Source organism: Pseudomonas sp. GL_093 (assembly GCF_057837605.1).
In genome coordinates, this window is the sequence record NZ_CM174448.1 from 3,755,547 (window position 1) to 3,770,122 (window position 14,576).

8 protein-coding genes are annotated in these 14,576 nt (G+C 58.8%); 3 read left to right on the forward strand and 5 right to left on the reverse strand.

Going from position 1 to position 14,576, the window contains the following annotated elements:
* Window positions 1-150: 150 nt before the first annotated feature.
* Complete coding sequence (locus tag AC3IUE_RS17165; protein WP_489263048.1) at window positions 151-1,473, reverse strand: MFS transporter; 1,323 nt, start codon at window positions 1,471-1,473, stop codon at window positions 151-153.
* A 193-nt stretch (window positions 1,474-1,666) separates the two neighbouring features.
* On the opposite strand from AC3IUE_RS17165, the gene AC3IUE_RS17170 reads away from it, so the two are divergent.
* Together AC3IUE_RS17170 and AC3IUE_RS17175 are read left to right on the forward strand one after the other, a co-directional pair.
* Window positions 1,667-3,403 (forward strand): IlvD/Edd family dehydratase, encoded by a 1,737-nt coding sequence (locus AC3IUE_RS17170; protein ID WP_008157040.1) that lies wholly within the window; start codon window positions 1,667-1,669, stop codon window positions 3,401-3,403.
* Window positions 3,404-3,588: 185 nt separating this feature from the next.
* Window positions 3,589-4,308, forward strand: coding sequence for a FadR/GntR family transcriptional regulator (locus AC3IUE_RS17175; RefSeq protein WP_489268868.1), 720 nt, complete (start codon window positions 3,589-3,591; stop codon window positions 4,306-4,308).
* Between the two features lie 209 nt (window positions 4,309-4,517).
* Here AC3IUE_RS17175 and AC3IUE_RS17180 read toward each other — a convergent pair whose 3' ends face one another.
* On the reverse strand, window positions 4,518-6,902 hold the full coding sequence (locus AC3IUE_RS17180; protein WP_046049562.1) for an efflux RND transporter permease subunit: 2,385 nt from the start codon (window positions 6,900-6,902) through the stop codon (window positions 4,518-4,520).
* Window positions 6,903-6,930: 28 nt separating this feature from the next.
* The gene (locus tag AC3IUE_RS17185) at window positions 6,931-7,998 is read right to left on the reverse strand and encodes a WD40/YVTN/BNR-like repeat-containing protein (protein ID WP_489263049.1); all 1,068 of its coding nucleotides are present in this window, start codon (window positions 7,996-7,998) and stop codon (window positions 6,931-6,933) included.
* 405 nt (window positions 7,999-8,403) lie between these two features.
* Between AC3IUE_RS17185 and AC3IUE_RS17190 the strand changes: the two genes are divergently transcribed.
* On the forward strand, window positions 8,404-9,708 hold the full coding sequence (locus AC3IUE_RS17190) for an IS4 family transposase (RefSeq protein WP_489268870.1): 1,305 nt from the start codon (window positions 8,404-8,406) through the stop codon (window positions 9,706-9,708).
* Between the two features lie 645 nt (window positions 9,709-10,353).
* Here the strand turns inward: AC3IUE_RS17190 and AC3IUE_RS17195 are convergent.
* Window positions 10,354-11,658 carry an IS4 family transposase gene (locus tag AC3IUE_RS17195; RefSeq protein WP_489268870.1) on the reverse strand — a complete coding sequence of 435 codons (1,305 nt, stop codon included), beginning with the start codon at window positions 11,656-11,658 and terminating at the stop codon, window positions 10,354-10,356.
* A gap of 256 nt (window positions 11,659-11,914) precedes the next feature.
* A complete protein-coding gene (gene pepN / locus AC3IUE_RS17200; protein WP_489263050.1) occupies window positions 11,915-14,572 on the reverse strand; it encodes an aminopeptidase N in 2,658 nt (885 codons plus the stop codon).
* Window positions 14,573-14,576: the final 4 nt, after the last annotated feature.

A 14,576-nucleotide genomic window follows, 5' to 3' on the forward strand; every position in this document is an offset into this window, starting at 1 on the left:
GATTTTCTCCTGTAACAAATCTCAAATCCAACGCTGGCCCCCTGTGGGAGCGAGCTTGCTCGCGATAGCGGCCCAACATTCAACATTGATGCGGGCAGACACTCCGCCATCGCGAGCAAGCTCGCTCCCACAGGGGATTTTGGTGATGGCTCAGGTGCGGGTAGCGCCTCGGGCGCTGGCAGCGAACTGGTCGGCCGGCAGTACGTGCTTGCGCTCCAGCAACCGATAAACCACACCGGTCAACACCAACCCGAACACCATCACACCCGAAAGGAAATACAGGCCCGAAGCCAGGTTGCCGGTGTATTCCTTGAGCGCGCCGATCACGAACGGACCGATGTAGCCGCCGAGGTTGCCCACCGAGTTGATCAAGGCGATTCCGGCCGCCGCACTGGCACCGGCAAAGAAGCGGCCCGGCAAGGTCCAGAACACCGCGGTGCAGGAAAACAGCGCAAAGGCCACCAGGCACAACGCCGCCAGTTGCAGCACCGGTACGGTCAGCCAGGCGCTGAGGAACAGGCCGATGGCACCCAACACGTAAAGCACCGCCAAGTGGCCGTAGCGATCATTCAAGCGATCGGAACTGCGCGGAATGATCAGCAACCCGATGATCCCGAAGATGTACGGCACCGACGACACGAAACCGGTCACCAGATCCGTGCCACCGAACTGCTTGATCAGGGTCGGCAGCCACAGGCCCAGACCGTAGATGCTCAGGGTCACCGGAAGATAGAACAGCGCCAGCAGCAAGACACGTTTGTCCTTGAGGGCGTGCAACGGATTGCCGTGGCGGGTCTGGCCGTATTCTTCGAGATCCTTTTTCAGTTCGCCGGTCAGCCAGTCCTTTTCGGCCTGGTCCATCCACTTCACCTGTTTCGGGCCGTCCGGCAGGTAACGCAGCACCGGCCAGGTCAACAGGATCGCCGGGGTACCGATGACGATGAACAGCCACTGCCAGCCATGCAGGCCAAGAATGCCGTCCATGCCGAGCAGACCGCCGGACACCGGGCCGGTGATCAACATGGCGATGGGTTGGGACAGGATGAACAACCCGAGGATCTTGCCGCGATGGCGCACCGGAAACCACTGGGTGATGTAGTAGAGAACGCCCGGGAAGAACCCGGCTTCCGCGGCACCGAGCAGAAAGCGCATCACATAGAAACTGTGCGGCCCCTGAACGAAGGCCATACCGATGGTGATGGCGCCCCAGGTGACCATGATCCGCGCGAACCAGCGCCGCGCGCCAAAGCGTTCGAGCATCAGGTTGCTGGGGATTTCCAGCAGGAAATAGCCAATGAAAAACAGCCCGGCACCCAAGCCGTAAGCCGCGTCACCGATGCCGAGGTCGGCGCCCATGTGCAATTTGGCGAAGCCTACGGCGGAGCGATCCACATAGGCGATCAGGTACAGCAGGATCAGGAAGGGAATCAGTTTCAGCGTAATGCGACGAATAAGCCGCAGTTCCTGGCTCATGAGATCGGTCTCCGATTGTTGTTGTTATAGAACCTCGGGGGACGCCTCTCGCGGAAAACCGTCAGGGCAATCCCTCCGTTGAAACGGACTATATAGTAATACTATTTATGCAACAACACTTCCAAAGCGCCGAATTTACGCCTATGTTACGCCTCAGCTCGAACAATATAGTCATACAATAAGAGAACCGATCATGTCTGATAAGAAACCCACCCTGCGCTCCGCCCAATGGTTTGGCACTGCCGACAAGAACGGCTTCATGTACCGCAGCTGGATGAAGAATCAGGGCATCGCCGACCACCAGTTCCACGGCAAGCCGATCATCGGCATCTGCAACACCTGGTCGGAACTGACCCCGTGCAACGCGCATTTCCGCCAGATTGCGGAGCACGTCAAACGTGGGGTGATCGAGGCTGGGGGCTTTCCCGTGGAATTCCCGGTGTTCTCCAACGGCGAGTCGAACCTGCGTCCGACCGCCATGCTCACTCGCAACCTGGCGAGCATGGACGTCGAAGAAGCGATTCGCGGCAACCCGATTGACGGTGTTGTGCTGCTGACCGGTTGCGACAAAACCACCCCGGCGTTGTTGATGGGCGCGGCCAGTTGCGACGTGCCGGCGATCGTCGTCACCGGCGGGCCGATGCTCAACGGTAAGCACAAAGGTCAGGACATCGGCTCGGGCACCGTGGTCTGGCAGCTCAGTGAACAGGTGAAAGCCGGTACGATTACCATCGACGATTTCCTTGCCGCCGAGGGTGGCATGTCCCGCTCGGCCGGTACGTGCAACACCATGGGCACCGCGTCGACCATGGCCTGCATGGCTGAAGCACTGGGCACTTCCCTGCCCCACAACGCGGCGATTCCAGCGGTCGACGCGCGTCGTTATGTGCTGGCGCACATGTCCGGCATGCGCGCGGTGGAGATGGTTCGCGAAGATTTGAAGCTGTCGAAAATCCTCACCAAAGAGGCCTTCGAAAACGCCATTCGGGTGAACGCGGCCATTGGTGGTTCGACCAACGCCGTGATCCACTTGAAAGCCATTGCCGGGCGCATCGGTGTCGAGCTGGATCTGGATGACTGGACCCGCATCGGTCGCGGCATGCCGACCATCGTCGACCTGCAACCGTCCGGGCGCTTCCTGATGGAAGAGTTCTACTACGCCGGTGGCCTGCCAGCGGTGCTGCGTCGCCTGGGTGAAGCCAACCTGATTCCGCATCCGAATGCCCTGACCGTCAACGGCAAAACCCTCGGCGAGAACACCAAGGACGCACCGATCTACGGTCAGGACGAAGTGATCCGCACCCTCGACAACCCGATCCGCGCCGACGGCGGCATCTGTGTGTTGCGCGGGAATCTGGCGCCACTCGGCGCGGTGCTCAAGCCCTCCGCCGCCAGCGCCGAACTGATGCAACACCGCGGGCGTGCGGTGGTGTTCGAGAACTTCGACATGTATAAGGCGCGGATCAACGATCCGGAGTTGGAGGTGGATGCCAACTCGATTCTGGTGATGAAAAACTGCGGTCCGAAGGGTTATCCGGGCATGGCCGAAGTCGGCAACATGGGCTTGCCGGCCAAGTTGCTTGCCCAGGGTGTGACGGACATGGTGCGCATTTCCGATGCGCGCATGAGCGGCACGGCGTACGGCACTGTCGTTCTGCACGTGGCCCCGGAAGCGGCCGCTGGCGGACCTTTGGCGACCGTGAAGGAAGGCGACTGGATCGAACTCGACTGCGCCAACGGTCGTCTGCACCTGGACATTCCCGACGCCGAACTGGCGGCGCGCATGGCTGATCTGCAACCGCCGCAGCAATTGATCGTGGGTGGTTATCGTCAGCTGTACATCGACCATGTGCTGCAGGCGGATCAGGGTTGCGATTTCGACTTCCTGGTGGGTTGCCGAGGCTCTGAAGTACCGCGCCACTCTCACTAACCCCCCAATCCCCTGTGGGAGCGAGCTTGCTCGCGATAGCGGTCTAACATTCAACATATAGGTTGACTGACACTCCGTCATCGCGAGCAAGCTCGCTCCCACATTTGGTCTACGCCTGCCTCAAGATTGCGCTCGCGCCTGTTATCATGCGCAGCACCCCATCGCCCAGGATCGCGCCGTTCCCCATGGATTACCGCAAACCCTCCGACCGCAAAAGCATGCACTCGCGCATCGTCCAGGAACTGGGCATGCAGATCGTTTCCGGACGCTTCAAGCCGTGTGACAAACTGCCCGCCGAAGCCCTGCTGTGCGAGGAGTACGCGGTCAGCCGTCCAGTCCTGCGCGAAGCCACCCGGGTATTGGTCGCCAAGGGTCTGGTGTATTCCCGTCCGCGAGTGGGCACGGTGGTCAAGCAGCGCAAGGAATGGCACATGCTCGATCCCGATGTGCTGCATTGGCTGATGCAAAGCAGCCCGCAAAATGAATTCTTCGATTTGCTGACCAGCGTGCGCAGCATCATCGAACCCGCAGCGGCCGCCCTCGCTGCGCAGTTCGCCACGGACGCTGACATCGCCTCCATTGGTGAAGCCTATCAACGCATGGAAGCCGCACCGACCCCCGAAGCGCTCTTGCAGCCGGACCTGGATTTCCATAGCCGGATTGCCGATGCGACCCATAACGACTTGCTGGCCAACCTGTGCAACATGCTGTCGGTGGCGATTGCCGAAGCCTTGAAGCATTCCAACCAGCGGCCGAATCTGCATGAACTGGCATTGCCCCGGCACAAGGCAATTCTGACGGCGATCGAGAATCGTGATGCGCTGGGTGCGCGGCATGCGACGTTGGTGCAGCTGGATGATGCGCGTAGTGCGTTGAATGCGGTGCTCGGCGCTGATCCTTCCTGACACAACACGATCCAACAGCTACAAAAATTCCCTGTGGGAGCGAGCCTGCTCGCGATGACGGAGTGTCATTCAACATAGATGTTGAATGTTAGACCGCTATCGTCGGAACGCCGCCCGGAGCAGGCTCACTCCTACAGGGGGGCCAGTGTGAATTTCGGGATGTAAAAAAGCCGCAACCATGGTTGCGGCTTTTCTATTTCAGCCTGGGATCAGTGAGCGAACAGCGAGTTGCCCTTCTGCCCCGCCAGTTTCTCCGGTTTGATCAGGAACCGCGCCAATGCCGGCAACAACCACAGTGCGCCAAACATGTTCCAGAGCAGCATGAAGGTCAGCATCAGGCCCATGTCGGCCTGGAACTTGATGGCCGAGAAAATCCAGGTGCACACGCCAATCGCCAGGCACAGGCCGGTGAACAACACTGCTTTACCAGTGGACTTCAGCGTCTGGTAGTACGCCTCTTGTAGCGGCAGACCAGCACGCAGGAAGCTTTCCAGACGGCTGTAGATGTAGATCCCGTAATCCACGCCAATCCCCACCCCGAGTGCCACAACCGGCAGGGTCGCGACTTTCACGCCGATGCCCATGAAGGCCATCAGGGCGTTGCCGAGTACCGAAGTCAGTACCAACGGCAGCACGATGCACAGCGTCGCCGCCCATGAACGGAAGGTGATCATGCACATGGTCGCCACGCAGATGTACACCAGGATCAGGATGGTCAGCTCGGATTCCTTGATCACCTCGTTGGTGGCGGCCTCGATCCCGGCGTTACCGGCGGCGAGGATGAATTCCAGGCCTTCCTTGTTGTTCTCCTTGGCGAAGTCCTGCACCGCATGCACGGCACGATCCAGCGTGGCGGCCTTGTGATCGTTGAGGAACACCAGCACCGGCGCCAGGGAGCAACTGTTGTTGTACAGGCCATCAGCCCGGGCGATCGAGTTGTTCAGCACGTCCGGGTTACGCGACAGGGTTTCCCATTTCAGGTTGCCCTCGTTCATGCCCTTGATCATCTGCTTGGACACGGTCACCAGCGAGATCGCCGACTGCACGCCCTCGGTGTTCTGCATCTTCCACATCAGCTCGTCGATCGGCGCCATGGCTTCGTAGCGCGAGCAGCCTTCGGACTTGGTCTTGACCATCACCACCAACACGTCGGAACTGGTGGAGTAATTGCTGATGATGAAGTTGTTGTCCTTGTTGTAGCGCGAGTCCGGACGCAGTTCCGGAGCGCCTTGATCGAGGTCGCCGATTTTCAGGTTCTGGCTGTACCAGAGGCCACCGCTGAAGGCCAACAAGGCCAAAACAATCGACACTGGCGCCACTTTCGGACTGGCAAAATTCGACAGCAGACGCCAGAACGGGTGTTCGCGGTGCGCGTCTTTCTTGCTGCGTTCGACGGCGCGTTTGCTGATGCCAACGTAGGAAATCGCGACTGGCAGCAGAATCAGGTTGGTGAACACGATCACCGCCACGCCGATGGACGCGCCGATGGCCAGTTCACGAATCACGCCGATGTCGATGATCAGCAGCGTGATGAAACCCACCGCATCCGCGAGGATCGCAATCATCCCCGGCAGGAACAGCTGACGGAACGTGCGCCGAGCGGCAGTCAGTGCGTTGTCCGCCTCGCTGGACTGCAAGGCAATACCGTTGATCTTCTGCACACCATGGGAAATACCAATGGCGAAAATCAGGAACGGCACCAGCATCGAGTAGGGATCGAGCCCGAAGCCAAAGAAGTGCATCAAGCCGAGCTGCCAGACCACCGCCACCAGCGTCGTACTCAACACCGCCACGGTGCTGCGCATGCAGTTGGTGAACCAGTAGAGCAGGATCAACGTGATGATGAAGGCGACGCCGAAGAACATCACCACCATGACCAGGCCATCGATCAAGTCGCCGACTTTCTTGGCGAAACCGACGATGTGGATCTGCACGTTGGGGTTCTGGGCTTCGAACTTGTTGCGGATCTTGTCTTCGAGTTCGTGAGAGAACTTGCGATAGTCCAGCGCCAGCAACTTGCCTTGGTCCTGCGGGTCCGGGTAGGACTCCAGTAGCGGGATATCGACAATGCTCGACTTGAAGTCGTTGGCCACCAAACGCCCGACTTGACCGGACTTGAGCACGTTGTTGCGCAACAGGTCGAGGCTTTGCTGGGAGCCGTTATAGCTCTGCGGAATCACTTCACCACCGGCGAAACCCTCCTCCGTCACTTCGGTCCAGCGTACGCTCGGGCTCCACAGCGACTTGAGGCCGGAACGGTCAACTCCGGAGATGTAGAACACCTCGTCGTTGATCTGACGCAGGGTCTCCATGTACTCCTTGGAGAAGATGTCGCCATCAGTGGCTTCCACCGAGATGCGCACCGTGTTGCCCAGGTTCGCCAGATCGTTGCGATGCTCCATCATCTTTTGAATGAACGGATGCTCGAGCGGGATCATTTTTTCGAAACTGGTGGAAGGCCGGATCAGCGTCGCCTGCCAGAACAGGAAAATACTGACCAGCAGGCAGATCACGATCACTGCCGGGCGGTTGTTGAAAATCAGGCGTTCGAGAAACGTCGCCTTGTCATGATGATGAGTGCTCAAGGATGTCATAGACCCGCCTTCTTATTATTTGCCCGGCTCATTTGGACGACCCATTTTTTCCATTCTCTGCGCCGGTTGGCGAAGTGACGCGAACGCCACCCTGTCCTGCCAGAATCAGATTGCCGTTGCCCGCTGCGGTGACTGCCGAAACGGAAATGCGATCCGGACGGTTGAACACGCTGAAGGTTTCGCCGTTGTCGTCGCTGCGGATCACCGAGCCACCATTGCCGACGATCACGATGGAACCGTCGTCGAGCAGCGTCGCGCCGGACAGACCGAATTCCAGTGCGCCGCGAGCGGCCTTGAGCTCAACCGGCTCCCAGGTCGTGCCGAAATCGGTGGAGCGAAACAGATTGCCGCGCAGCCCGTAGGCCAGCAGCGTATTGGCTTGAGCTGTGCCGATCACGCCAAACAGCGAGCCTTCGTATGGTCCTTCAAGCTTCTCCCAGGTCTGGCCCCAGTCGGCGGAGCGGAACATGCTGCCCTGCTCACCGACGATGAACAGACCGGAATCCTTGACCGCAGCGATGGCGTTGAGGTGGTACTGGTCTTCGTTGTCGAGGCGATCGCTGACATCTTCCCAGTTCTTGCCACCGTCGGTGGTTGCCAGCAACGCGCCGTAAGCGCCCACGGCAAAGCCGCTGTTGACGTCCTGGAACCAGACGTCGAGTAGCGGCGATTCGCGTTTCAGATCTTCGAATTGCTTGGTCCAGGTGACGCCACCGTCCTCGCTCGCGAGGATCTGCGCATCATGGCCGACGGCCCAACCGTGTTTGTCGTCGACGAAATACACCGAGGTCAGCAGTTGCCGCGTCGGCACCTTGGCTTGGGTCCAGGTCGCGCCCTGGTCATCGGAATACAAAATGTGCCCGCGATCCCCGACCGCCACCAGGCGCTTGCCGGCGTGCACGACGTCGAGCATCAGGCTCTTGCTGGCTTTGGCAGATTCAACGGAATAAACAATGTCGGATGCTGGCGCAGCAGCGGCCAGCGCAGGTGCCGACAGCACGGCACAGCCCAACAGCGAGAGCGCTGTAGCCAGCAACGCGAATTTGCGTAATGCCGGCGGGCGGCAGATACCCACACCCATGACAGGCTCACTCATAGACCTTCCCCCATTATTATTGTTAGGTCGTTCAACCTTTCTGGGCGCCATAAGGGGTGCTCTTTGCGATTGCCTTTTCTGGAGCATAGTCCTGAAATACGCAATCTAGAGCCCCTTCGGAAGCTGGCTTATCCTATCGGGGTTTGGAAAGGTCTGACAATCGACGCCACGTTATGTTTTGTTAACCTGGGGGGTATGGGGGTTGGGTGAATGTTTGGGTATCAGATGCGGTGATTGGTTGGTGTGTATATCCGTTGCTGCGGTAACGGCTACTTATGGTTTCGCTCTTACAGCCAGCCCTTTCAAGGTCTTCGTTTAAAATCCCCCAAAACTCCAGTCAGGGTGACGAAAACGATGTGGGCAGAAGTTCTAGCGCGGTTTGAAAAAAAGGCACCGGCCAGTGTCATGGTCAAGTTGGCACTGGAGCATGCCATTCCTGCTGAGTGGGTTGATCAGGTGTTTGAAGAGCATCGTCAACGCCAGTACCCGCGTGAGCTTTTGTTTTCGACCATCGTTGAGCTGATGTCCCTTGTTTCATTGGGCCTACGGCCTTCCTTACATGCCGCTGCGCGCCAGATGGATGCTCTACCGGTTACCTTGGCGGCGCTCTATGACAAGGTCAGCCGCACAGAACCGGCATTGCTGCGAGCCTTGGTCACCGGCAGCGCAGAGCGCTTGGCTCCGACGATAAAAGAGTTGGGCTGTTCAGCCATTTTGCCCGGCTGGCAGCTGCGCATCGTTGACGGCAATCACCTGCCGTCTACCGAAAAACGCTTGGGGGCTTTGCGGCGTGAACGAGGCGCGGCTCGGCCGGGGTTTTCGGTAGTGGTTTACGATCCTGACCTGGATCAGATCGTTGACTTGCAGCCTTGCGAGGATGCCTACGCCAGTGAGCGCGTCAGCGTGCTGCCGTTGTTAGCCTGCGCCAGTGCAGGACAGCTGTGGATGGCCGATCGGCTTTATTGCACGCTGCCCGTCATGCAGGCCTGCGAGGAAGCGAGCGCTTCATTCATTATTCGCCAGCCAAGTAAACATCCAAGGCTGATTCAGGAAAGCGACTGGCAAGAAGCGATGCCTGTCGACGCCGGAACAGTGCGTGAACAAATTATCGAACTCAAAGGCGGCTACCGCTGGCGCCGAGTTGAACTGAGCCTGCAAACACCTACCGAATCAGGCGACTGCGTGATGTGGTTCTGGAGCAACTTGCCCGACACCATCAGCGCTGAGCAAATCGCCGACTTATACCGTCGTCGCTGGAGTATCGAAGGGATGTTCCAGCGCCTTGAATCGGTGCTGGACAGTGAAATCGAAAGCCTCGGCTCTCCCCGGGCGGCCTTGTTGGGTTTTGCCTCAGCGATCTTGGCCTACAACGTTCTGGCGGTTCTCAAACGTAGTGTGGAGCAGGCTCACTGCGAGACGCAGCCTGAAGGTTGGGAAGCCTCGACCTTCCATCTGGCGGTGCAAGTGCGTAGCGGTTATGAGGGCATGCAGATCGCGTTGCCCTCAGACTACCTGTCACTTCAATCGACCTCAGAAACGCTGGCAAAGCGGCTGTTAGCGCTGGCCAGGAATATCAAGCCTAAGCAGGTCGCCAAAAGCATACGTGGTCCAAAAATCGCCAAGCCCAAGGAATGGCTGGAGGGAAAGGCTGCCAATGCTCATGTGTCGACCGATCGGGTGCTTAAGGCCCATAAAGGGAAAACACCTTGAAAGGGCTGGCTCTTACAGCGACTCACTTTTCCAGACGCCGAAAAGTAAGCAAAAGGCTTCGCCCCGGCGTACGGCGCCTCGCTAAAGCTCCGCGTTCCCTCGCTACGGTGTCCATCAGGGGGCATCGCCTACGGTCTGCTTCGCGACGACCTCCTCTCGATGTGTGCGGCTGCGCCGCACGGCGCTGCGCGCCTAACCCCCTGATGAACACCTCCACTCGGCCTGCCGAAGGGGCGAAAGATCAAAAGCAGAATCAAGATCTAAAGCCACAGCCACAGCAAGATCAAAAGATCGCAGCCTCGTTTCACTCGACAGCTCCTACAGGGGATGGGCGTACACCCGCTCTTCACCACTCAACAGGCCGAGCGTTAGCTCGCCAGCAGCTTTTGATTTTGCTCTTGCTTTGCCCGCCCCTTCGGGAGGCTGAGTGGAGGTGTTCATCTGGGGGGTAGGCGCGCAGCGCCGTTCGACGAAGTCGAACGCATCGAGAGGAGGTCGTCGCGAAGCAGACCGTAGGCGATGCCCCCAGATGAATGCCGGAGCGAAGGAACGCCGAGCCTCAGCGAGGGGCCGGACGCTTGGGGCGAAGACTTTTGGTTACTTTTTGTCGTTTGAAAAAGTGACTCGCTGTAAGAGCCAGCCCTTTCAAGGTGTTTTCCCTTTATGGGCCTTAAGCACCCGATCGGTCGACACATGAGCATTGGCAGCCTTTCCCTCCAGCCATTCCTTGGGCTTGGCGATTTTTGGACCACGTATGCTTTTGGCGACCTGCTTAGGCTTGATATTCCTGGCCAGCGCTAACAGCCGCTTTGCCAGCGTTTCTGAGGTCGATTGAAGTGACAGGTAGTCTGAGGGCAACGCGATCTGCATGCCCTCATAACCGCTACGCACTTGCACCGCCAGATGGAAGGTCGAGGCTTCCCAACCTTCAGGCTGCGTCTCGCAGTGAGCCTGCTCCACACTACGTTTGAGAACCGCCAGAACGTTGTAGGCCAAGATCGCTGAGGCAAAACCCAACAAGGCCGCCCGGGGAGAGCCGAGGCTTTCGATTTCACTGTCCAGCACCGATTCAAGGCGCTGGAACATCCCTTCGATACTCCAGCGACGACGGTATAAGTCGGCGATTTGCTCAGCGCTGATGGTGTCGGGCAAGTTGCTCCAGAACCACATCACGCAGTCGCCTGATTCGGTAGGTGTTTGCAGGCTCAGTTCAACTCGGCGCCAGCGGTAGCCGCCTTTGAGTTCGATAATTTGTTCACGCACTGTTCCGGCGTCGACAGGCATCGCTTCTTGCCAGTCGCTTTCCTGAATCAGCCTTGGATGTTTACTTGGCTGGCGAATAATGAATGAAGCGCTCGCTTCCTCGCAGGCCTGCATGACGGGCAGCGTGCAATAAAGCCGATCGGCCATCCACAGCTGTCCTGCACTGGCGCAGGCTAACAACGGCAGCACGCTGACGCGCTCACTGGCGTAGGCATCCTCGCAAGGCTGCAAGTCAACGATCTGATCCAGGTCAGGATCGTAAACCACTACCGAAAACCCCGGCCGAGCCGCGCCTCGTTCACGCCGCAAAGCCCCCAAGCGTTTTTCGGTAGACGGCAGGTGATTGCCGTCAACGATGCGCAGCTGCCAGCCGGGCAAAATGGCTGAACAGCCCAACTCTTTTATCGTCGGAGCCAAGCGCTCTGCGCTGCCGGTGACCAAGGCTCGCAGCAATGCCGGTTCTGTGCGGCTGACCTTGTCATAGAGCGCCGCCAAGGTAACCGGTAGAGCATCCATCTGGCGCGCAGCGGCATGTAAGGAAGGCCGTAGGCCCAATGAAACAAGGGACATCAGCTCAACGATGGTCGAAAACAAAAGCTCACGCGGGTACTGGCGTTGACGATGCTCTTCAAACACCTGATCAACCCACTCAGCAGGAATGGCATGCTCCAGTGCCAACTTGACCATGACACTGGCCGGTGCCTTTTTTTCAAACCGCGCTAGAACTTCTGCCCACATCGTTTTCGTCACCCTGACTGGAGTTTTGGGGGATTTTAAACGAAGACCTTGAAAGGGCTGGCTGTAAGAGCGAAACCATTAGCGGCCGTTACCGCAGGAATGGATATGTACACATCAAAGAAAATGGTCGGCTGTCAGGCCGCCTTCGCGAGCAAGCTCAGCTCCTACAGGGTTCAGGTGAACCACTGCAGGAGCGAGCCCAGAGTCAGGCCAGACTTTTGCTGACCACCTCAAACACATCGCTCGACAACTGACCCGAAGCACGAATCCGCTCCAGCTCACCTTTCATCAACGCCTGACGCGCATCGTCATACTTGCGCCAGCGAGTCAGTGGCGCCAACTGCCGAGAAGCGATCTGCGGATTAAACCCGTTCAACTCAATCACCAGATCCGCGAGGAACCGATACCCGGACCCGTCAGCCGCATGGAAGTTGATCAGGTTCTGCCCGGCAAACGCACCGACCAATGCCCGCACTTTGTTCGGGTTCTTGATGTTGAAAGCCGGATGCTGCATCAACGCCTTGACCCGCTCCAGACCACCGGGCAACACGCTGCCCGCCTGGACGCTGAACCACTGATCCATGACCAGCGGATTGTCCTTGAAGTGCTCGGCAAAACTCGCCAATGCCGTGACCTTCTCTTCTTCGAACGACGAATTCACCAACACTGCCAACGCCGTCAAGCGCTCGGTCATGTTGTCGCTGGTCTCGAACTGCTCAAGCGTCGCCGCCACCACTTGCGGTTTACCGCTGAGCATCAGGTAGGACAGCGCAATGTTCTGCAATGCGCGACGAGCGAAGTGCTCGGCCTCAGCCACATACGGGGTTTTCTTCGACAGATCGCGATTGGCCTGATAACGCAGCCACAACGCTTCGAACAAACCTTCTGCCAATTGTTTACGAGCAAACTCGCGAGCGATGTGAATGGCGTCAACGTCCGCCACTTCGCTGATTTCGGTGAGATACGCCTCGCCCGGCAGCGAAAGCATTTCCGCAACCATCGCCTGATCCAGCGTCTCGTCGGACAACACGGTGCGCAAGGCAGAAATCAAACGCTGATCCAGCACCAGTTTCTCGCCCTTTTGCTGCTGAGCAATCAGCTCTTGCAGCACCTGAACCGACAATTGCTGACCCGCATCCCAGCGGTTGAACCCGTCGCTGTCGTGCTGCATCAGGAACATCAGCTGATCGCGGTTGTACGGAAAGCTCAGTTTCACCGGCGCTGAGAAGCCGCGCAGCAACGAAGGCAATGGCTGTTCCGCAATGTCGATGAAGGTGAATGTCTGCTCGGCTTCGGTCACCGAAATGACCCGTGAGGTGCCCTGAGCGCTGGCTTCACCGGAAAGACGCAACGCAATGGCCGCACCTTTGGCGTCCAGCAGGCCCAACTCGACCGGGATCACGAACGGCAGCTTCTCAACCTTGTCCGGGGTTGCCGGGCAGCTTTGACGGAACGTCAGGCTGTAGGTTTTCGCCGCCGCGTCGTAGGACTCGCTGACCGCCAGGCGCGGTGTGCCAGCCTGGCTGTACCAGCGTTTGAACTGGGTCAGGTCGACACCGTTGGCGTCTTCCATGGCTTTAATGAAGTCGTCGCAAGTCACGGCCTGGCCGTCATGGCGTTCGAAGTACAGGTCGCTGCCTTTGCGGAAGCCTTCGGCGCCGAGCAAGGTATGGATCATGCCGACCACTTCCGAACCTTTTTCGTACACGGTCAGGGTGTAGAAGTTGGAAATCTCGATGAAGCTGTCCGGGCGCACGGCGTGAGCCATGGGACCAGCATCTTCGGCGAACTGGTGGGTGCGCAGGTACGCCACGTCCTGGATGCGCTTGACCGTGGCCGAGTTCATGTCGGCGGAGAAGCCCGAATCGCGGAACACGGTGAAGCCTTCCTTGAGCGACAACTGAAACCAGTCGCGGCAGGTCACGCGGTTGCCCGACCAGTTGTGAAAGTACTCGTGGGCAACGATCGCCTCGACCCGCTGGTGCGCGGCATCGGTCGCGGTTTCGGCGCGGGCCAGCACGGCGCTCGAGTTGAAGATGTTGAGCCCCTTGTTCTCCATGGCGCCCATGTTGAAGTCGTTGACCGCGACGATCATGAAGATGTCCAGGTCGTACTCGCGACCGTAGACCTCTTCGTCCCAGCGCATGGACTTCTTCAGGCTGTTCATGGCGTGCTGGCACTTGTCGATGTTTTCCGGCTCGACATAAATGCGCAGTGCCACGGAGCGATCGGTCATGGTGGTGAAGGTGTCTTCGACGCACCACAAATCACCGGCCACCAGCGCGAACAGGTAGGCCGGTTTCTTGAACGGATCTTCCCAGGTCGCCCAGTGCCGGCCGTCTTCACCCGGACCGCTGGCAATCGGGTTGCCGTTGGACAGCAACACCGGATAGCTGTGCTGTTCGGCGACCACCGTTGTCGTGAACGTGCTCATCACGTCCGGACGGTCGAGGTAATAGGTGATCTTGCGGAAGCCTTCGGCCTCGCACTGGGTGCAGAACATCGTGCCGGATTTGTACAGGCCTTCCAGCGCAGTGTTGCTTTCCGGATGGATCTTGACGCTGGTGTCGACCGTGAAGGTGGTGCTGGTCGGGTGCAGGGTCAAGTGATTTTCGGTCAGTTGGTAGTCCGCGTCGCTCAGCTCGCGATCAGCCAGGTTGACCGACAGCAATTCAAGCTGCTGGCCATCCAGCACCAGCGGCGGCAGGCCCGGGCCACGTTCAGGATTGCGGCGCATCACCAGTTGCGCATGGACCAGGCTGTGGTCCTCGAACAACTCGAAGGTCAGGTGCGTCTCGTCGATCAGGTACTCGGGCGCCTGATAGTCCTTCAGGTAGATCATCTTCGGTTGTTCGGTGCGCATGCTG